This is a genomic window from Janthinobacterium sp. CG_23.3 (assembly GCF_046115965.1).
Taxonomy (GTDB): Bacteria; Pseudomonadota; Gammaproteobacteria; order Burkholderiales; family Burkholderiaceae_D; genus Janthinobacterium.
This window is the reverse complement of the sequence record NZ_JBJXIB010000049.1, coordinates 20,390-38,491: the sequence shown is the minus strand read 5'-3', so window position 1 is coordinate 38,491 and position 18,102 is coordinate 20,390. Positions and strand designations below refer to the sequence as shown.

The following is an 18,102-nucleotide window of genomic DNA, read 5'->3' as shown; positions in this document are numbered from 1 at the left end:
CATGCCGGAGGGGGGGGCCAACCCGAGCACTTCGCTGTGGGGAAAAGAGGGGTAGTGTGTGACGAAATTTTTCTCTCTTTTTGCCGGGGTGTTGTCGGTGGTGTCCGGCCTTTGTCCCCCCGCCGGTGCGGCGGCCGGCGCCGCTTCGTGGGGGCGCGCCGGCGCGCTGGCCGAAGCGCTGGCGGTGGCCGGAGCCTTGTCGCCGCAGCCGGCCAGCGCCGCCGCGATAAGAAGTGCGGAGAAGGTATAGGTGTTCATGATGTTATTGCCTTTAATGTAAAAATTATCGTTGAAGCGGCCGGGGGCAGACCCTCGGGATCCGACCCCAGGGTCACGCCCTTGGTGTGAAGTACGCGCCGGCGCCGTCAGCGCGACATCGTCGTGTCATGCCCGACGCCGCCGTCCAGGCTGGCCATATCGGTGCTAATCTGCTCGAAACGCAGGATCTTGCCCCCCTCCTTCCGCACGAACGCCTGGGCCTCGTGTTCGCTGGAAAACGCGCCGAAGGTTGGCCCCATCGAGCCCGTTTTGGCGCTGCCGGCGACGTAAATGGCGCTCTTGGCGTCGATCCAATGACCGCTCGGACGCTCCCAGTCGGTCTTGCCCATGTCCTGCACGAACACCCCGGTGGCGCTGCGCAGCCGCTCGGGCGCGCCCAGCGCCGTGAACAGCTCCATCAAGTCGCAAAAGAAATCCGGTTTGCCCTCGGCGTAATGGATCTGCGCCTTGGGGCCGGCGAAGTCCTTCAGCAGCATGCCGTCGAGCACGCAGGCGGTGGCGGCGCCCGGTTCCTCGGCCAGCGCCTTCGGCACGGCCTGGCCGCAGGCGGCCAGCAGCGCCAGCGAGGCCAGCGCGGCGCGGGTGCCGCGCTTGAAGCGGCCAATTGGGTTGCGGGGCGATATCACTTGAATCTCCAGTGAGCGATGAAAAAGGGGCCGGCGACCCAGGCCAGCATGATGCCGGTCAGGACCGCGGGATCGGTCAGGCCGTCCGGCATTACCGTGGCCAGGCCGTACATGGTTTGCACCTGCCGCGAGCTGAACATGTTCAGCAGGCGGAACACGTCGGCCGGGTTCAGCATCAGCAGGCCGGCGAACACGGCGCTGCCGAGATTGCCCTTGCTCAGCACAAGCAAGCCCATCAGCAGCAAATCGAAAATCAGAACGAAAAAGAACCACAGCGCGATCGCCATGCCGCTGGCGCGCATGCGGTCGCGGGCGATCACCGAGACCCACAGCGACAGGCTCAGGAAGGCCATCCCCATCAGAATGGCCGAGCCGACGAAGCCGGCGTAGTGGTACAACTCGCGGCTGGCGATGTGCTTGGCCAGCGGCAGCAGACCGGCGCCGAAGCCGGCCGCCGTGGCGCCGGCCAGCGCGGCCGACAAGCCCAGGTATTTGCCCAGCAAAATCTCAAAGCGGGTGATCGGCATCGACAGCAGCAATTCCAGCGAACCGCGCTCGCGCTCGCCGACCACGGCGTCGTAGCCGAGGATCACGGCGATCAGCGGCACCAGATAAATAACCAGGCTGACCAGGCTGGCGACCGTCACCTCGATGCCCTGGAAGCCGACCGCGCCCTGCTGGGCGCCGCCGAACCAGGCGATCGCCAGCGCGAACAGCGCGAAGATCAGCGCCACCGCCAGCACCCACCAGTTGCGGATGCGCTCGCGCCACTCCTTTGCGGCGATGACGCCGACCTGCGACCAGTCAATGCGGCTGAACATGGCGCCCCCCGTAACCGAGAAACAAGTCTTCCAGCGACGGCTCGTGGACGACGACGTCGCGCGCGCCGCAGTCCGGCGCCAGCAGGCGCCGCAGCACCTCGACCTTTTGCGCCGGCAGGCAGGCCACCCGCGCGGCGCTTCCGGCCACGCTGATCCGCAGCCCGTCCAGCGGCGCCAGCGCGGCGCGCAGCGCGGCCTCGTGGCCGGGCGCCAGCGTCAACTCGATATGCGAGGGCAGCACCTGCCGCGCGCGCAATTGCGCCAGCGTACCCTGCGCCGCGACGCGGCCGTTCCGCAACATCAGCAGGCGGTCGACCCGTTCCTGGATCTCGGCCAAAATATGCGAGGTGATGATAATGGTGGCCCCCTCGCCTTGCACCTGGCGCAGGATCTGGTAGAAATCGTGGATGCCCTGCGGGTCCAGGCCGTTGGTCGGCTCGTCGAGGAAGATCAGGTCGGGCTGGCCCAGCAGCGCCTGGGCGAAGCCGAGGCGCTGGCGCATGCCCTTCGAATAGCCGCGCACGCGGCGCCCGCCCGCCTGGTCCAGGCCGACGCGCGCCAGCAGCGCCGCGCAAGTCGAGCGCGGCACCCGTTTGAGGTCGGCGAACAGCTGCAATACCTCCAGCCCGCTCAAGTTGTCGTAGGTGACGAAGCTTTCCGGCAGATAGCCGATGCGCCGCCGCACCGCCCTGGCGTCGGCGCCGCCTGTCGGCACGCCGTGCACCCGCACCGCGCCGGCGCTTGGCTCGGCCAGCCCCAGCATCAGCTTGAACAGCGTGCTCTTGCCGGCGCCGTTCGGGCCGATCAGACCGAACATCTCGCCCGGCGCCACCGCCAGGCTGACGTCGTCGAGGGCATGCACTTCGCCATACCACTTGCTCACGCCGGCCACCTCGACCGCGGCGGGCTTGTTCGTATTTTCAGCGTTTCTCATTCCAGCGTTTCCAATCCGTATATAAAGGTTGCATGCGCGGGTGCTTGTCGACGATGCTGGGCGCGCGCAGCAGCGGAAACTGGCGCGCCACGAAGCGCAGGCTCTGCACCGACGGGCTGCTCAGCAGCAGCTTCACCAGCGGATATTGCCAATGCAGCCGGTCGACCACGTCGTTGGCCTCGTAGGCGACGTCGCCGCGGCCGTCGCCGTCCTGGTCCCAGCCGCTGTAATTGCCCCAGTAATTGCCCTGCTCGCGGCCCCATTCGACGTCGCGCGCGGCGACGTACTTGATCTGCTCGCGGTTGCCGATGAAGTCGTTGCCGTCGACCTGGTTGTTGGCGGAGCCGGCCGTCAGGTGCACGCCGACGCGGTTGTCGATGACCAGGTTGCGCCGCACCACGTTGTACTCGGCGTCGTAGATGAAAAAGCCGCGGCCGTTGCCCGACACCACGTTGTGCTCGATCAGCGAATCCTGGATGGTGCGCAGCATGATGCCGTGGTCGCTATTGCCCCAGGCGACGTTGTGGCGGACCGTCAGGTTGCGCACCTCCATCAGCGCCAGCCCGCCGCGGTTCAGATACGACTCGTTGTATTCCCACACGCTATGGTCGGTGTTCATATAGTGGGTGCCGTAGCGCAGATGGTGGATCTTGTTGCCGCGGAACAGAGCGTGCTTCGACAGGTCGACATAAATGCCGTCGCGCGCGAAACTGATGTTGTTGTCGAGGATTTGCGCGCCGCTGGTGTTGAACACCTGGATGCCGTTGCCGCGCGCCGCCGACAACAGGTCGCGCTTGCCGGTGATGGTGTTGCCGACCACCCGGGCGTCCTTCAGGTTTTCCAGCCACACGCCGAACAGGTTGTAGACCAGCGCGCAGTCGCGCACCAGCGCGCGGTCCGAACCCGGCTCGACATACACGCCGGCGTTCTGCGCGCCCAGGTCGCTGCCGCTGTCGCGGATGACGAAGCCGCGGATGCTGACGTCGGCCGCGCGCACGCGGATCACGTCGCCGCTGCCCCGCCCGCTGATGGTGGGCCGCTCCAGCCCCTCCAGCGTCAGCGCCTTGTCGATCAACAAATGCCCGGCGTAGACGCCGCGCGCCACCCGCACCGTGTCGCCCGGCCGCGCCGCCGCGATGGCCGCGGCAATCGACCCGCCGGGCTTGACCAGCAGGACGGCGGCGCCGGCGCCGGCCCCAAGCCACAAGGCCAGCACGGCGGCGAGAACGCGGCAAAGGCGCACGGTCGAGGGCACGATTACTCCTCCGGCGCCGGCTTGGCGGCCAGCGCGGCGACCTTGTCCGACAGCGCGCCACGGACCCGTTCGAGCGGGATGAAATAGCCGCCGGCGTTGATGGCCGTCAGCGGCTGGCCGGCCTTTTCGCGCACCTTGCGCTCCTTCACCAGCGGCGGGCAGGCGTGGTCGTCGTAATACATCACCATGCAATCGAGGCAGGCCATGCACTCCATCTGGTCGATCTTGCCGGCGCCGTCGATGGCGTGCGAACCGCAGCCGGCGGCGCAGGCGTGGCAGCTCTGGCACTCGGCCTTGCGCTTGAGGCCGAACAGGCGGAACTTGCCCGGAATCGCCAAGCCGGCGCCGAGCGGGCAAAGGTACTTGCAGTACGGCCGCTCGCTGAAGAGGGACCAGCCCAGGATGGCGCCGATGAACAGCCAGAACGGCCAGGTGCGGTTCCACACGCCGACCAGGAAGGTGGTCTTGAACGGCTCGATCTCGGCCAGCTTCTCGGCCGTTTCCATCGAAAAGAACGACACCCCGAGCAGGCCCAGGAAGATACCGTACTTGAGCCAGCGCAGCTTGTCGTGCAGCGGCTTGGGCAGCAGCTTCTGGAAGCGCTTCAGGCCCAGCCACTTGCCGGCGCTCAGCGCCAGCTGCTGCAGCGAACCGAACGGGCACAACCAGCCGCAGAACACCCCGCGGCCCCACACCAGCACGGTGATGATGATGAACCACCAGAAAACGAAGATGAACGGGTCCGACAGGAACAGCTCCCATTTCCACTGGTTGATCAGCGAATGGAACCACGTCATCACCTGGGTGATGCTGGGCTGCGCCTTCAGGTAAAAGCCGAGGAAGCCGACGCTGGCGAGCCACAGCAGGTGCCGCGGCAAGCTGATCCATGGTTTGCTTTTACGCTTGGAACGGCGCACCAGGGCGTCGCGGCGGGCATACCACACGGCGGTGAATGCCAGCAGCAGCGCGAACAACCCGATCTCGACCTTGCGCGCGCTCCAGATCGCCTTCCACGCCGCCCGCGGCCGCTCCACGTGCGGCCGGCCACCCTCCAGATAGCGCGCCGGCAGCCAGAATTCCCGGTCGAAATGGACGAAGGTCTTGCCGCCGCTTTGCTGGTCGGCCTTGTTGGCCAGCACCGTCAACTGCCACGGCCAGGCCGGATTGAAGTTGGCCGAGCGGACGATGAAAATCGCCGACTCCTTGAAACCCGGCACGTCGGCCGGCTGCAGATGGTACAGATTCAGGTAGTCGGTGTCGCGGAAGGTGAACGTCAGCAGGTCCTGGCGCACCTGCACGCGGTCGTAGATGCCGCCGCGCACGAAGCCCGAACCCTTGAACGACTCCTGGCCGTTGGCGACGATGAAGATCGCGTGCTGGTCCGGCTTCAAATCGGCCATCAGGCGCGCGTAGCCGTGCTCGCCGAGCAGGCTGGCGCCCAGCGCCGGCGCGTTCAGGTAGCCGAAATACGCATCCATATACGGGCGCGAACGGTCGGCCGCGCCGGCCTCGTCGGCCGAAATGAGCAGGCGCTGCACGCTGCCCTCCTTGCGCATCGCGGCCCAGTCCAACGCGCCCTTGACGGCGGTAAAGCGGGCCGGCGGCCGCAGCGTGCTCTTAATGATACCGACCTGGCGGCCGATCTCGTAGGCGCTGCGCGAAATAACCTGGTTTTCGGCGATCACGGTGACGGTGGCGCCGCTGATGGCGTCCAGGCCGACGGCGCCCTGCTGGTCGTGGCCGCGGCCGATCACCAGCTTGGCGTCGGCGCGCTTGCCGACATACTGGGCGATGAACTTCAGCAGCGCCGACTCGGGGATGCCGGCCAGCAGGATCGGTTCGGAATGCTTGAGCACGCGCACGCCGGTGATGACGCCGCCGGTGTCCATACCGATCAAGGTCACCACCGGCTTGCCGGAATAGGCGGGAATGTCGACCACGTCGGTCGACAGGAACACATAGCCGACCAGGCGCGGCTTGCCGTTTTCGACGGCGAAGGCGTCGACATAGGTCGGCGTCCCCTTGCGCTTGGAGAACTGCCGGGCGGCCGGCATCACGTCGCGGCAGGGCGCGGCGGCGCACAGGTCCTCGCCGCGCAGCAATTGCGCGGACAGCTCGGCGTCGTACACGGTGGCGCCGACGAGCGGCGCGAACAGCGCGAAGGCCAGCAGCAGCAGCGGCGCCGCGCGAAACAGCTGCGGCAGGCGGCGCGATAGGTCGGCGATAGAAGTCATATGGAGGAACACCGTGAAGGCGCCGCGAACGTCAAAAAAAAACCACCGGCAACAAGCCCGGGTCAGACCCCCGCGGCGATACACCATCAGCCCTCGACCAGCAGGCGGCTGCGCATTTCCAAATGCAGCGCGTGGCAGAAGTGGGTGCAATACACCCAGAAGGCGCCGGCGTGGTCGGCCTTGAACGTGACCGACTTGGTTTCCTGCGGGTTGACGATGAAGTTGACGTTGAAGGTCGGAATCGCGCAGCCGTGCGTCAAGTCTTCCACCTTGTCGTGGTTGGTCAGGGTGATGGTCACCTCGTCGCCCTTCTTCACCTTGATCACCGGCATGCTGAACGACGGCGCCTGCGACATCATGTAGACGAACACCTTGTTGCCCTTGCGTTCGATGCGCGAATCGGCCGGCGTCTTGACCGCGTTCGGGAAGTCGTCCATGTTGTAGATCTGGCGCGTCTTGACGACGTCGCGGCGCACGATGATGCCGTCGTGCGGCTCCGGATACGCGGTGTGGTCGGCGATCATCACCATCTTCTCGCCGCTGATGTTGATCAGCTGCTCGGTCTCGGCGTGCAGCGGGCCGACCGGCAGGAAGCGGTCCTTGGAGAACTTGTTGCCCGAGTTGAAGTACTTGCCGTCCGCCTCCTTGGTTTCGCCCATCGACGAATACCCGTGGCCGGGCTGGTAATGCACGTCCATCCGGTCGACCACGACCTTGGCCTTCTTGTCGCCCTTGAAGTGGGCGATGGCGGCGGCAACGTTCCACTTGACGACCTGGCTGTCGAGGAACAGCGAGGTATAGGCGTTGCCCTTGCCGTCGAAACCGGTGTGCAGCGGACCGAGGCCGATTTCCGGCTCGGCCACGACGGCGGCGCGCTCGTCCTTGAGTTCGCCGGCGAACCATTTCTGCACCAGCGCCAGCTCGATCACGGTGGCGGTCGGCGACAGCTTGCCGGCGCAGACGAAATACTTGCCGTCCGGCGAGGCGTTGACGCCGTGCGGATTCTTGCCGACCGGCACATAGCAGGTGACCGCGGTTTTCGGATCGGCGTTGGCGGCCTTGCGGCCGTCGACCACCGGCACCTTCGAGGTGCCGATGGTGCTGAACTTGCCGTCCTTGACCATTTGCTCGACCCGGGCGACGTCGAAGAACACGCAGGCGTCGCGCTCGGCGGCCATCATGCCGGCCAGGTCGGCCGCGCCCTCGACGTTGTACTGGTTCGACGCGGCCAGTTTGCCGTCGTACGAGGTGGCGACCAGATCCATATTGCCGTCCACCCGCACCTGCCAGCGCACCTCCATCGTGGCGGCGTCGACGCAGCTAAACAGACAGCCCCACTTGCTCGGGTCGTCCAGGTCGCGGCCGTCGTTTGGCAGCGGGATGTGGAACTCGGAACCGCAGAACACGCGCGTGGTGTAATTGATCTTGGCGTCGAGCGGATCGCACTTGTCGGGGAAGATGCCGTGGAAGCCCATCACGTTCGGCAACTCGGTGATCTTGTCGCACTCCATCGTGTCCATGCGGATGCGCGCGATGCGCGAATGGATCTTGTCGTTGATGAACAGCCAGCGGCCGTCGTAGCTGCCGTCCTTGTAACTGCCGTGGACATGGTGGGTGTCGCCGGTGGTGTACTTCAGGCTGCCATCGGCCTTGGTGCCCATGATCGCCTTCGACTCGTTGGTGATGCCCCAGCCGACCATCGGGTCGATGTTGAACACCGGGATGCGGCGCAGCGTGCGCCCGGAGGGCACGCCGAGGATGCGCGCCTCGCCGGAGTGGCCGCCGCTGGAGAAATGGTAATAGTCGTCGAGCTGGCCCGGCGCGACCTCGTGGCCGAGCGCCTGCGGCGAAGCGGCCGCCGCGGCGGGCCCGCCGGCGGCCTTGGCGGGCGCGTCCTCGTCCTTGCAGCCGGCCAGGCCCAGCGTCAGCCCGGCGCCGGTCAGGCCCAGCAAGGCGCTCTTGCCGAGGAAATTGCGGCGGTTCGGTTGCTGCGGCACAGCGTCGTCGGCGTTCGGTTTTTTGGGCACGGCATCCATCGGTAGTTCTCCAATCGGCATCAAAAATGGGGGCGTTCACAGCAGACAAAGCTTATGCCTGGGAGCAAGCACGCACCATTGGCCAGAGGGGACCGTTTGGGAGAATCAAAATGGCTAGGGTGGCGGCCGGAAGAACTAGCGGCGGCGGCGCGGGGGGGTAGACTGGAAGAACTAACGGGCGGCGGTAAAACAATTAAAACCAAGGGCGCAACCCGACCCCGGAGTCGGCCCCTCGGGGTCCGACACCGGCTCTTTTCCCTTGGTGGGTTTTGGGCGCCGCCGCGCCCGCCAAGATGGCGGGCGCGGCCATGGTTCAGGCGGCCTGGCGCGACGGCGCCGCCGCCAATGTCGCCAGTTCGGCGCGCAGGCGCAGCGCCTCGGCGTCGACCTTGGCCAGGTGCGCCAGCTTGACGTGGCCGTAGCCGCGCACCTGCTCCGGCAGTTGCGCCAGTTTCAGCAGGACGGCGCGGTTGTCGCCGCACAGCGTGGCGCAGATTTCGTCGACCAGGGCGAAGTAGCCGTCGCGCAGCGCGCGCTCGCGGCGCCGCTCGGCGCTGTAACCGAAGACGTCGAGCGGCGTGCCGCGCAACACCTTCAGCGGCGCCAGCGCGCGCAACAGCGGCAGCACCCAGGCGCCGACGCGGATCTTGCGCGGCACCTCCGAACCCGGCTTTTTGCGCACCAGCAGCGGCGGCGCCAGGTGGAACTCCAGCTTGAAGTCGCCGCCGAACGCGGCGTCGAGCTGCTCGCGGAAGGCCGGCGCCGCGTGCAGGCGCGCCACCTCGAACTCGTCCTTGTAGGCCATCACCTTGAACAGGTAGCGCGCCGCCGCCTTCGCCAGCGGCGTCTTCGACTCTTCGCCGTCGAGCGCGCGCTCCTTCTGTTCGACGCGCGCCACCGCGTCCAGGTAGCGCTGCGCGTAGCGGCGGTCCTGGTATTGCTCCAGGCGCGCGGCGCGCGAGGCCACGGTCTGTTCCAGCGAGGCCGGCGCGGTGAATTGGATCACCTTGGCGCGGCCCGGCGTCAGCCGTTCCAGCGCGGCGCCGCCGGCGTCGGCGGCGGCCAGGCGGCCCAGCGTGAAAGCCTTCTTGTTCATCTCGACGGCGACGTTGTTCAACTCGATCGCCCGCAGCAGCGCCGGCAGGCCGACCGGCACCAGCCCGCGCTGCCAGGCGTAGCCCAGCATCAGCATGTTGGCGGCGATCGGCTCGCCCAGCAGGCGCGTGGCGGTGTCCTGGGCGTCGAGCGCGTCGACCTGGGCGGCGCCGACGGCCCGCCGCAGCTGGGCGAACAAGCCGGCCATGTCGTTGCTGGCGTCCGGGTTGCGGGTGAAGGCGGCGGTGGGGATTTCGCGCTCGTTGGCGACGACTCGGGTATGCCCGTGGCGCATTACCGCCAGCGCGTCCGGCATCGACGCGACCACCAGGTCGCAGGCCAGGATGGCGTCGGCCTGTTGCAGGTCGATGCGCACCTGGTTCAGCGCCGCCGGCGAGGCGGCGATGCGCACATGCGACATCACCGCGCCGCCCTTTTGCGCGAAGCCCATGAAGTCCAGCGTCGAGGCGCCCTTGCCCTCCAGGTGCGCGGCCATCGTCACCAGCGCGCCGATGGTGACGACGCCGGTGCCGCCGACGCCGGCCACCAGGATTTCAAACGGCTTGTGGAAGGCGGCCGGCGGCGGCGCGGCGTAGGCCGCGACCGCGCGCTCCAGCTCGGCCAGCTCGAGCTTGGCGGCGGCCGGTTTTTTCATCTGTCCGCCCAGTACCGAGACGAAGCTCGGGCAAAAGCCCTCGACGCAGGAATAGTCCTTGTTGCACGAGGCTTGTTCGATCTGCCGCTTACGGCCCAGTTCGGTTTCCAGCGGCAGGATCGACAGGCAGTTCGACTGCACGCCGCAGTCGCCGCAGCCTTCGCACACTTCGGGGTTGATCACCATGCGCCGCGCCGGGTCCGGGAACTCGGTGTGGGTGGCGGTGTTTTTCTTGCGCCGGCGCCGCTTCTCAGCGGCGCAGGTCTGGTCGTACACCAGCACGGTGACGCCCTCGATGTCGCGCAACTGGCGCTGCACCAGGTCGAGTTCGGCGCGCTCGTGCAGGGTGACGCCGGCCGGCAGCGTGACGCCGTCGTAGTTGCCAGTGTCGTCGGTGACCACCACCACCTTCAACGCGCCCTCGGTCAGCACCTGCTGGACGATTTGCGGCACCGACAGGGTGCCGTCGACCGGCTGGCCGCCGGTCATGGCGACGGCGTCGTTGTAGAGGATCTTGTAGGTAATGTTGGTGCGCGCGGCGATGGCCTGGCGCACCGCCAGGAAGCCGGAGTGGAAATAGGTGCCGTCGCCGAGGTTCTGGAACACGTGCTTCTTGCCGACGAAGCGCGAGGCCGCGACCCAGGTCACGCCCTCGCCGCCCATTTGCGTCAGGTTGTTGGTGTCGCGCTCCATCCAGGTGGCCATGAAGTGGCAGCCGATGCCGGCCAGCGCGGTGCTGCCCTCGGGCACCTTGGTCGAGGTGTTGTGCGGGCAGCCGGAGCAGAAGTACGGCGTGCGCACCGCGCCGGACGGGTCGGCGCGCAGGTCGGCGGCGCAAAAGTCCGGCAGATAGCGCTGCAAATGCAGCTCGGGCAGGTGCGGCGCCAGCCAGCGCACCAGCGCCGGGGCGATGCGCGAGGGCCGCAATTCGCCGATCGCCGCCAGCAGCGGCGCGTTGCGCGTGTCGGCCTTGCCCAGCACCTGCGGGCGGTTTTCCTGCGGCAGGTTGTAGAACAGGTTTTTCAACTGTTGTTCGATGATCGGGTCTTTTTCCTCGACCACCAGGATCTCGCGCAGGCCGTCGGCGAAGGCGGCCAGGCGGTTCGGCTCCAGCGGCCAGGTCAGGCCCGGCTTGTACAGGCGGATGCCGAACTGGTTCAGGCGCTCGACGTCCAGGCCCATGCGCTGCAAGGCTTCCAGCAAGTCGAGGTAGGCCTTGCCGGCGCTGACGATGCCCAGCGTGGCGCCGGGCGCCGGCGCCACCAGGCGGTCGATTGAATTGGCGCGCGCGAAGGCCTGCACGGCCTTGAGTTTTTCGGCGACGCGCTGCTCGATCTTCAGGCTCGGCAGGTCGGGCCAGCGGTAGTCCAGGCCGTCGGCCGGGAACACGTAGTCGTCCGGCAGGCAGTATTGCGGCATGCCCGGCAGGTCGACGACGGCGCCGCCCTCGACGGTTTCGGAAATGGCCTTGAAGCCGACCCAGTTGCCGGAATAGCGCGACAGCGCCCAGCCGTACAGGCCGAATTCGAGGTATTCCTGGATGTTCGACGGGTTGATGACCGGCATGCTCCAGGCGATCAGCGCCTGTTCGCTCTGGTGCGGCATCGACGAGGACACGCAACCGTGGTCGTCGCCCAGCACCACCAGCACGCCGCCGTGCTTCGAGGAGCCGTAGGCGTTGCCGTGCTTGAGGGCGTCGCCGGAGCGGTCCACGCCCGGCCCCTTGCCGTACCACATGGCGAAGACGCCGTCGACCTTGCGGGTCGGGTCGCTTTCAACCTGCTGCGAGCCGAGCACGGCGGTCGCGCCCAGGTCTTCATTGATGGCCGGCAGGAATTCGACGCCGTGCTCTTGCAACAGCTTCTTGGCGCGCCACATCTCCTGGTCGACCGCGCCCAGCGGCGAGCCGCGGTAGCCGCTGACGAAACCGGCGCTGTTCAGGCCGCTCGCCGCGTCCAGCTTTTTTTGCATCACCAGCAGCCGCACCAGCGCCTGGGTGCCGGTCAGGAACACCCGCCCGCTTTCGCGCTTGAGGTTGTCGCTGAGGCGGTAATCCGGGTCCGCCAGCGCCACCGCCACGTCCAACTTGTCTCCGTTCGATTGCATTTTTCTACCCTTTGCGAGAGCGCCCTGTGGGCATTATTAAGTAGAGAAATGATAGTGCTGGGGACGCGGATAAATATTCCTATCTCACCGGCTTTCTGATAGATTTCGGATAAGCATACTCGTTTACAGGCTAAACATGAAAAACCATCCCCTCGATGCGGCATCCGTCAAAATACTCGCGGAGTTGCAGAAAAACAGCCGTATCTCGACCGCCGAGCTGGCCGAAAAGGTCGGCCTGTCGGCCACGCCGTGCTGGCGCCGGCAAAAGGAATTGGAGGACAACGGCTACATCAAACGCTACGCCGCCATCGTCGACCGGCGCAAGGTCGGGCTGATGGTGTGCTGCCTGGCGAACGTGTCGCTGAACCGCCACTCGGCCGAGGTGGTGGCGGCGTTCGAGAGCGCGATGCAGGCCCGCAGCGAGGTCGTCGAATGCTACGAAACCACCGGCTCCGACTATATGGTGAAGGTGGTGGTGCCGGACATGGACGCGTACCAAAACTTTCTGCACGACGTGCTGTTCAAACTGCACGGCGTGGCCCAGGTCAACACCAGCGTGACGATGCGCGAGGTGAAGTACGAAACGGCGTTGCCGCTGTAGCGGCGCCCCCAAGCGCACTCATCTGTTTGATAGCGTACATACCGCCGTCGAAGGCGCCGGCAAGATGCAGGCTCACCCAACCAGGAGCCGCCATGAAAACCACGCCGCACGACGCCATCGCCATGCTGGTCGCCGACCACAAGAAAGTGACATCCTTGTTCGCCCAATTCGACGCCTTGAGCGACCGCTCAACAGTGAGCAAAAAAAAGATCGCCGACCAGATCTGCCGCGAATTGACCATCCATGCCCAGCTGGAAGAAGAGGTGTTCTATCCGGCGGTGCGCAAACCGATCAAGGACGGCGACTTGATGGACGAGGCGTTGGTCGAGCACGCCAGCGCCAAAGACCTGATCGCCCAGATCATGGACATGGATCCGGGCGACGCGCTGTACGACGCCAAAGTCAAGGTGCTGTCCGAGCAGATCGAGCACCACGTCGGCGAGGAGGAAGGCGAGATGTTTCCGAAAGTGCGGGACAGCAAGGTGGACCTGGGCGCGCTGGGCGAGGAAATGGCCGCGTTCAAGCAGCAGTTGGAGGCGGCCGTCGCGTAAGCGCCGCCGCGCGCGGTTGGCCGCGCCGGCGGCGCGCCGCGGGCTGTTACAACTGCCGCGCCAGATACGCCGCCGTGCGGCTGCGCTTCGACGCCGCCACCAGCGCCGGCGTGCCCGCCGCGACCACGCGGCCGCCGTCCTCGCCGGCGCCGGGGCCGATGTCGATGACCCAATCGCATTCCGCCACCACGCGCATATTGTGCTCGACCACGACCACGGTGTTGCCGGCCTCGACCAGCCGCCCCAATTGCGCCATCAACCGGTCGACGTCGGCCGGGTGCAGGCCGTTGCTCGGCTCGTCGAGCACGTACAGCGTGTCGCCGCGGCTGGCGCGCTGCAATTCGGTGGCCAGCTTGATGCGTTGCGCTTCGCCGCCGGACAGTTCGGTGGCCGGCTGGCCCAGGCGCAGATAGCCCAGGCCGACCTCGCGCAACACCTCCAGCGCGTGGCGCAGCGGCGCCTCGTCGGCGAAAAAATCCCGGGCGGCGTCGACCGTCAGCGCCAGCACCTCGGCGATGTTCAGGTCGCGGTAACGGACCGCCAGCGTGGCGTCGTTGTAGCGCGCGCCGCGGCAGGCGGCGCACGGCGCGTACACGCTCGGCAGGAACAGCAGTTCGACCATGACGAAACCCTCGCCGGCGCAGACCTGGCAGCGCCCTTTGGCGACGTTGAATGAAAAACGCCCGGCGTCGTAATGGCGCGCGCGCGCCGCTTGCGTCGCGGCGAACAGCTTGCGCACGTGGTCGAACAAGCCGGTGTAGGTGGCCAGGTTGGAGCGCGGCGTGCGGCCGATCGGCTTTTGGTCGACCTGCACCAGCCGGCGCAGCGTCGCCATGCCCTCGCTGATGTGCCCCTCCAGAGGCGCCGACGGCGCCAACGGCGCGGCGCCGTCGGCTTCGGCCTCGACCTCGGCGGCTGGCGCCGGCTGGCCCAGCCGCGCCGCCACCAGGCCGGCCAGCGCCTGGCTCACCAGGCTCGACTTGCCGGAACCGGACACGCCGGTGACGCCGCACAGCGTGCCCAGGGGAAAGGCGGCGTCGACGCCGCGCAGGTTGTTGCGCACCACCCCGGCCAGGCGCAGCCAGCCCGCCGGCGCCCGCGCCGCCCTCGGTACCGGCTTGGCGCGCGCCGCCAGATAACGCCGCGTCTGCGACTGCGCGACCGCTTGCAGGCCCGCCGGCGGGCCGCTGTAGAGAACCTGTCCGCCGCCCTCGCCGGCGCCGGGACCGACATCGACGATCCAGTCGGCTTGGCGGATCACGTCGAGCGCGTGCTCGACGACGAACAGGGAATTGCCGGCCGCTTTCAGGCGCCCGAGCGCCGTCAGCAACGCTTCGATATCGGCCGGATGCAGCCCCGCCGACGGCTCGTCGAGCACGTAGGCGACGCCGAACAGCGTCGAGCGCACCTGGGTGGCCAGGCGCAGCCGCTGCAATTCGCCCGGCGACAGCGTCGGCGTGGCCCGCTCCAGCGTCAGGTAGCCCAGCCCCAAGTCGAGCAGCACGGCCAGCCGCGCCACCAGGTCTTGCGCGATGCGTTGGCTGACCAGCGCCTTTTCCGGATGCCAGGCCGCCGCCTTGGCGCCGCCGCGCACGGCGCCGTTCGCATACGGCAGCATCAGTTCGCGCAAGCGGCGCAACGGCAGGCGCGCCATGGCGCCGATGTCCTGGCCGGCGAAACGCACCGACAGCGCTTCCGGGCGCAGCCGCTTGCCGTCGCATAGCGGACAAGCGCCACTCACCATGTACTGCAAGGCGCGCTTTTTCATCGCCGCGCTGGCGCTGGTGGCAAAGCTCTGCAGCACGTAGCGCCTGGCGCCGCTGAAGGTGCCCTGGTAGCTGGCCGGCTCGCGCCGCGCCAGCGCGCGCCTGGCCTGCTCCGGCGCCAGCCCGGCGTACACCGGCACCACCGGTTGCTCGTCGGTGAAAAGAATCCAGTCGCGCGTCTGCCGGGGCAATTCGCGCCACGGCCGGTCGACGTCGTGGCCGAGCGTGACGAGGATGTCGCGCAGGTTCTGCCCGTGCCACGCGGTCGGCCAGGCGGCGACGGCGCGTTGGCGGATCGTCAGGGTGTCGTCCGGCACCAGCGAGCGCTCGGTCACGTCGTATACCTGGCCCAGGCCATGGCAGCGCGGACAGGCGCCCTCGGCAGTGTTGGGCGAAAACGACTCGGCGTACAACAGCGCCTGCCCTGCCGGGTAGTCGCCGGCGCGCGAATACAGCATGCGCAGCGCGTTCGACAGCGTGCTGACGCTGCCGACCGAGGAGCGCGCGCTGGCGCCGCCGCGCTGTTGCTGCAAGGCGAGCGCAGGCGGCAGGCCGTCAATGGCGTCGACCTCCGGCACCGGCATCTGCTGGAACAGCCGGCGCGCATACGGCGACACCGATTCCAGATACCGCCGCTGCGCTTCGGCGTACAGGGTGCCGAAGGCCAGCGACGATTTACCCGAGCCGGACACGCCGGTAAACACCACCAGCGCGTTGCGCGGAATGTCGACGTCGACGTTGCGCAGATTGTGTTCGCGGGCGCCGCGCACCCGTACCATGCCGTCGGCGCCGGCGGGCGCCGCGAGCGCGACCGTTTTGCGCCCGGCGCCGCGCATCAAGCGCCCGCCAGTGACACGTAGGCCATCGTCGCCACAGCGGCGGCCATGACGCCGGTGCATAGCCAGCCCAGCACGGCCAAACGGCGCGAGATGGTCAGCCGGCCCATGACGTCGGCGCGCGCGGCCATCAGCATCATCACCGCCATGATCGGCACCGAGATCACGCCGTTGATCACCGCGCTCCAGTACAAGGCCTGGAACGGATCGATCTTGGTGAAACACAGCGCCACGCCGATCAGGGTCGACAGCACGACGATGCCGTAGAACTCCTTCGCCACGGATGGCCGCAACGCCAGGCTGTTTTTCCATTTGAACGCGCCCGCGACGGCGTAGGCGGCCGAGCCGGCGAGCACCGGCACCGCCAGAAGGCCGGTGCCGATGATGCCGACGCTGAACAGGACGAAGGCGAATTCGCCGGCGACCGGGCGCAGCGCGTTGGCCGCGTCGGCCGCCGAGCCGATGTCGGTGAGGCCGTGGGCATGCAAGGCCAATGCGCTGGTGAGCATGATGAAGAAAGCCACCAGGTTGGAGAAGGCCATGCCGGCAAAGGTGTCGACCTTGATGCGTTGGAAATTGGCAGGGGCCAGTTCGGGCGCTTTTCTCAACGCCCGGGCGCGCGGGTCGGCGTTCAGGTCTTCCACCTCCTGCGAGGCTTGCCAAAAAAACAGATAGGGACTGATGGTGGTGCCGAACAAGGCCACGACCGTGGTGACGTAGGCGCGGTCCCATTGCAGTTGCGGCAGCAGCGTACTGCGCGCCACGTCGGCCCAGGGTATATTCAGCGCCATCGCGGCGGCGAAATAGGCCAGTAGCGCCAGGGTCAGCCATTTCAGGATGCGCACATAGCGGCCGTAGGGCACGCATAGCTGCAGCAGTATGGACACCAGGCCGAAGCCGAGGGCGAACAGATGGGCCGGACCGGGAACCAGCAGCGCCAGCGCCTGCCCCATCGCGGCGACGTCGGCCGCGATGTTAATGGTATTGGCGACCAGCAGCAGCCCGACGATCGCATGGAGCAGCCAAGCGGGGTAGTGGCGGCGGATGTTGGTGGCCAGGCCGTGCCCGCTGACGCAGCCGATTTTCGCGCTGACGATTTGTATGCCAACCATTAAGGGATAGGTGAACAAGATCGTCCACAGCAAGCCGAAACCGAATTGCGCGCCGGCCTGCGAATATGTGGCGATGCCGCTCGGATCGTCGTCGGCGGCGCCGGCGATCAGGCCAGGGCCCAATCTCCCCAGCCAAGTTTGCGAAGCCTGTTTTTCCGCGACCTTGCCCGTTGCCGATGCCTGCATGGCGTCCCTTCATTTCCTCGATTGCCCGTTCGTTGAGGCGTCGTTATGTAGTAAGGGCATGTTTCGCTGCCCACGCCGTAGTCACCGCGCGGCATGCGCGCGCATGCTAACCCGCCACGCTCCGCCTCGCCGCAACCTAAGCCGGTGCCCTAGTTGTGCATCTGCGCCTGCATCTGCTCGTAGCCGGCTTTGGCGGCGCGGTAGCAGGTCCCGGCGGACAGCTCCAGGCCTTCGCGGTCGAGCACCGTCACCTTGCCGCGGCTGTATTCGATCAAGCCCTCGTCCTGCAGCTTGCAGGCGGTGGCGGTAATGCTTTCGCGGCGCACGCCGAGCATATTGGCCATGCTGTCCTGGGTCACTTTGATGTCGGGAGACAGCGAACGGTCCAGGCGGTCGAGCAGCCAGCGGCACAGCTTTTGCTCGATCGTGCAATGGCGTCCGCCGACGACGTTCTGGGCCAGTTGCGCAAACAGCGCACTGTTATAGCGCATCAACAATTGGGCCAGCGCGCCGCCCTCGTAGAACACTTCGCGCAGGAACGAAGTGTGCAAGCGGTAGCCGTAGCCGGCGATTTGCACCACCGCGCTGCAGGTGGCGCGCTCGGCTTCGAACAGCGCCAGGCCGACCACGCCCTCGCGCCCGACGACGGCGATTTCAGTGCTGGCGCCGTCTTCCATCACATACATCAGCGAGACGATGGCGTTGGTCGGGAAATAGCTGTAATCGATCTTGTCGCCACAGTCGAAGAGTTTTTTACCGGCCGGCAGGACGACCAGTTCAAGGTGGGCAAACAGGCGTTCCAGGTCGGCCCGGTCGAGCGCCCTGAGCAGTTCGTTCTGCTGCGCGCCGGTCACGCTGACGGCGGCGGAAAGTACCGCCGGGCCGAAGGCGCCGCGGGCGGCGCTCTGGTTGTTGGCACTGGCTGCTTGGGTGGCAGCGTTGGTCTGAAGGTTTTGCATAGCGGCCTCGTCGTCAGATCGATCCTTCGGAATATGCCGTGTGGATCACA

Annotated in this window: 12 protein-coding genes and 1 pseudogene; 2 read left to right on the top strand and 11 right to left on the bottom strand. The window is 67.1% G+C overall.

The window, feature by feature from the left end:
• The 8 genes and pseudogenes from ACFDR9_RS13430 to ACFDR9_RS13395 form a co-directional block, all read right to left on the bottom strand.
• Positions 1–258, bottom strand: a pseudogene (locus ACFDR9_RS13430) (cytochrome c5 family protein); the annotation flags it as partial.
• Positions 259–365: 107 nt separating this feature from the next.
• Positions 366–905, bottom strand: a complete 540-nt coding sequence (locus ACFDR9_RS13425) for a nitrous oxide reductase accessory protein NosL (protein ID WP_409031306.1) — start codon at positions 903–905, stop codon at positions 366–368.
• Positions 902–1,726, bottom strand: a complete 825-nt coding sequence (locus ACFDR9_RS13420) for an ABC transporter permease (protein ID WP_409031305.1) — start codon at positions 1,724–1,726, stop codon at positions 902–904. Before ACFDR9_RS13420 ends, ACFDR9_RS13425 begins: the two co-directional genes overlap by 4 nt.
• Complete coding sequence (locus ACFDR9_RS13415; protein WP_409031304.1) at positions 1,710–2,660, bottom strand: ABC transporter ATP-binding protein; 951 nt, start codon at positions 2,658–2,660, stop codon at positions 1,710–1,712. Before ACFDR9_RS13415 ends, ACFDR9_RS13420 begins: the two co-directional genes overlap by 17 nt.
• Positions 2,647–3,915, bottom strand: a complete 1,269-nt coding sequence (locus ACFDR9_RS13410) for a nitrous oxide reductase family maturation protein NosD (RefSeq protein ID WP_409031303.1) — start codon at positions 3,913–3,915, stop codon at positions 2,647–2,649. The genes ACFDR9_RS13415 and ACFDR9_RS13410 overlap by 14 nt, the downstream gene beginning before the upstream one ends.
• 2 nt (positions 3,916–3,917) lie before the next feature.
• The gene (locus ACFDR9_RS13405; protein WP_409031308.1) at positions 3,918–6,119 is read right to left on the bottom strand and encodes a 4Fe-4S binding protein; all 2,202 of its coding nucleotides are present in this window, start codon (positions 6,117–6,119) and stop codon (positions 3,918–3,920) included.
• Between the two features lie 116 nt (positions 6,120–6,235).
• Positions 6,236–8,185: a TAT-dependent nitrous-oxide reductase gene (nosZ, locus tag ACFDR9_RS13400; RefSeq protein WP_409031302.1), complete on the bottom strand. Its 1,950-nt coding sequence runs from the start codon at positions 8,183–8,185 to the stop codon at positions 6,236–6,238.
• 313 nt (positions 8,186–8,498) lie between these two features.
• Positions 8,499–12,041, bottom strand: coding sequence for an indolepyruvate ferredoxin oxidoreductase family protein (locus ACFDR9_RS13395; RefSeq protein WP_409031301.1), 3,543 nt, complete (start codon positions 12,039–12,041; stop codon positions 8,499–8,501).
• Between the two features lie 136 nt (positions 12,042–12,177).
• Here ACFDR9_RS13395 and ACFDR9_RS13390 point away from each other — a divergent pair, with 136 nt between their 5' ends.
• Together ACFDR9_RS13390 and ACFDR9_RS13385 are read left to right on the top strand one after the other, a co-directional pair.
• Positions 12,178–12,642 carry an Lrp/AsnC family transcriptional regulator gene (locus ACFDR9_RS13390; protein ID WP_409031300.1) on the top strand — a complete coding sequence of 155 codons (465 nt, stop codon included), beginning with the start codon at positions 12,178–12,180 and terminating at the stop codon, positions 12,640–12,642.
• Positions 12,643–12,734: 92 nt separating this feature from the next.
• Positions 12,735–13,193, top strand: a complete 459-nt coding sequence (locus ACFDR9_RS13385) for a hemerythrin domain-containing protein (protein ID WP_409031299.1) — start codon at positions 12,735–12,737, stop codon at positions 13,191–13,193.
• A 46-nt stretch (positions 13,194–13,239) separates the two neighbouring features.
• Here the strand turns inward: ACFDR9_RS13385 and ACFDR9_RS13380 are convergent, their stop codons facing one another.
• The 3 genes from ACFDR9_RS13380 to ACFDR9_RS13370 all read right to left on the bottom strand — a co-directional run bounded on the left by ACFDR9_RS13380 (position 13,240) and on the right by ACFDR9_RS13370 (position 18,052).
• Positions 13,240–15,795, bottom strand: coding sequence for an excinuclease ABC subunit A (locus ACFDR9_RS13380; RefSeq protein WP_409031307.1), 2,556 nt, complete (start codon positions 15,793–15,795; stop codon positions 13,240–13,242).
• Positions 15,795–17,093, bottom strand: coding sequence for an NRAMP family divalent metal transporter (locus ACFDR9_RS13375; protein WP_026133443.1), 1,299 nt, complete (start codon positions 17,091–17,093; stop codon positions 15,795–15,797). The genes ACFDR9_RS13380 and ACFDR9_RS13375 overlap by 1 nt, the downstream gene beginning before the upstream one ends.
• Before the next feature lie 149 nt (positions 17,094–17,242).
• On the bottom strand, positions 17,243–18,052 hold the full coding sequence (locus ACFDR9_RS13370) for a Crp/Fnr family transcriptional regulator (protein ID WP_409031298.1): 810 nt from the start codon (positions 18,050–18,052) through the stop codon (positions 17,243–17,245).
• Between the last annotated feature and the right edge of the window lie 50 nt (positions 18,053–18,102).

Coding starts and splice junctions, on each gene's coding strand:
- ACFDR9_RS13420 (WP_409031305.1), bottom strand. CDS start 1,726: ATGTTCAGCCGCATTGACTGGTCGCAGGTCGGCGTCATCGCCGCAAAG.
- ACFDR9_RS13415 (WP_409031304.1), bottom strand. CDS start 2,660: ATGAGAAACGCTGAAAATACGAACAAGCCCGCCGCGGTCGAGGTGGCC.
- nosZ (WP_409031302.1), bottom strand. CDS start 8,185: ATGGATGCCGTGCCCAAAAAACCGAACGCCGACGACGCTGTGCCGCAG.
- ACFDR9_RS13395 (WP_409031301.1), bottom strand. CDS start 12,041: ATGCAATCGAACGGAGACAAGTTGGACGTGGCGGTGGCGCTGGCGGAC.
- ACFDR9_RS13390 (WP_409031300.1), top strand. CDS start 12,178: ATGAAAAACCATCCCCTCGATGCGGCATCCGTCAAAATACTCGCGGAG.
- ACFDR9_RS13385 (WP_409031299.1), top strand. CDS start 12,735: ATGAAAACCACGCCGCACGACGCCATCGCCATGCTGGTCGCCGACCAC.
- ACFDR9_RS13380 (WP_409031307.1), bottom strand. CDS start 15,795: ATGCGCGGCGCCGGGCGCAAAACGGTCGCGCTCGCGGCGCCCGCCGGC.
- ACFDR9_RS13375 (WP_026133443.1), bottom strand. CDS start 17,093: ATGCAGGCATCGGCAACGGGCAAGGTCGCGGAAAAACAGGCTTCGCAA.
- ACFDR9_RS13370 (WP_409031298.1), bottom strand. CDS start 18,052: ATGCAAAACCTTCAGACCAACGCTGCCACCCAAGCAGCCAGTGCCAAC.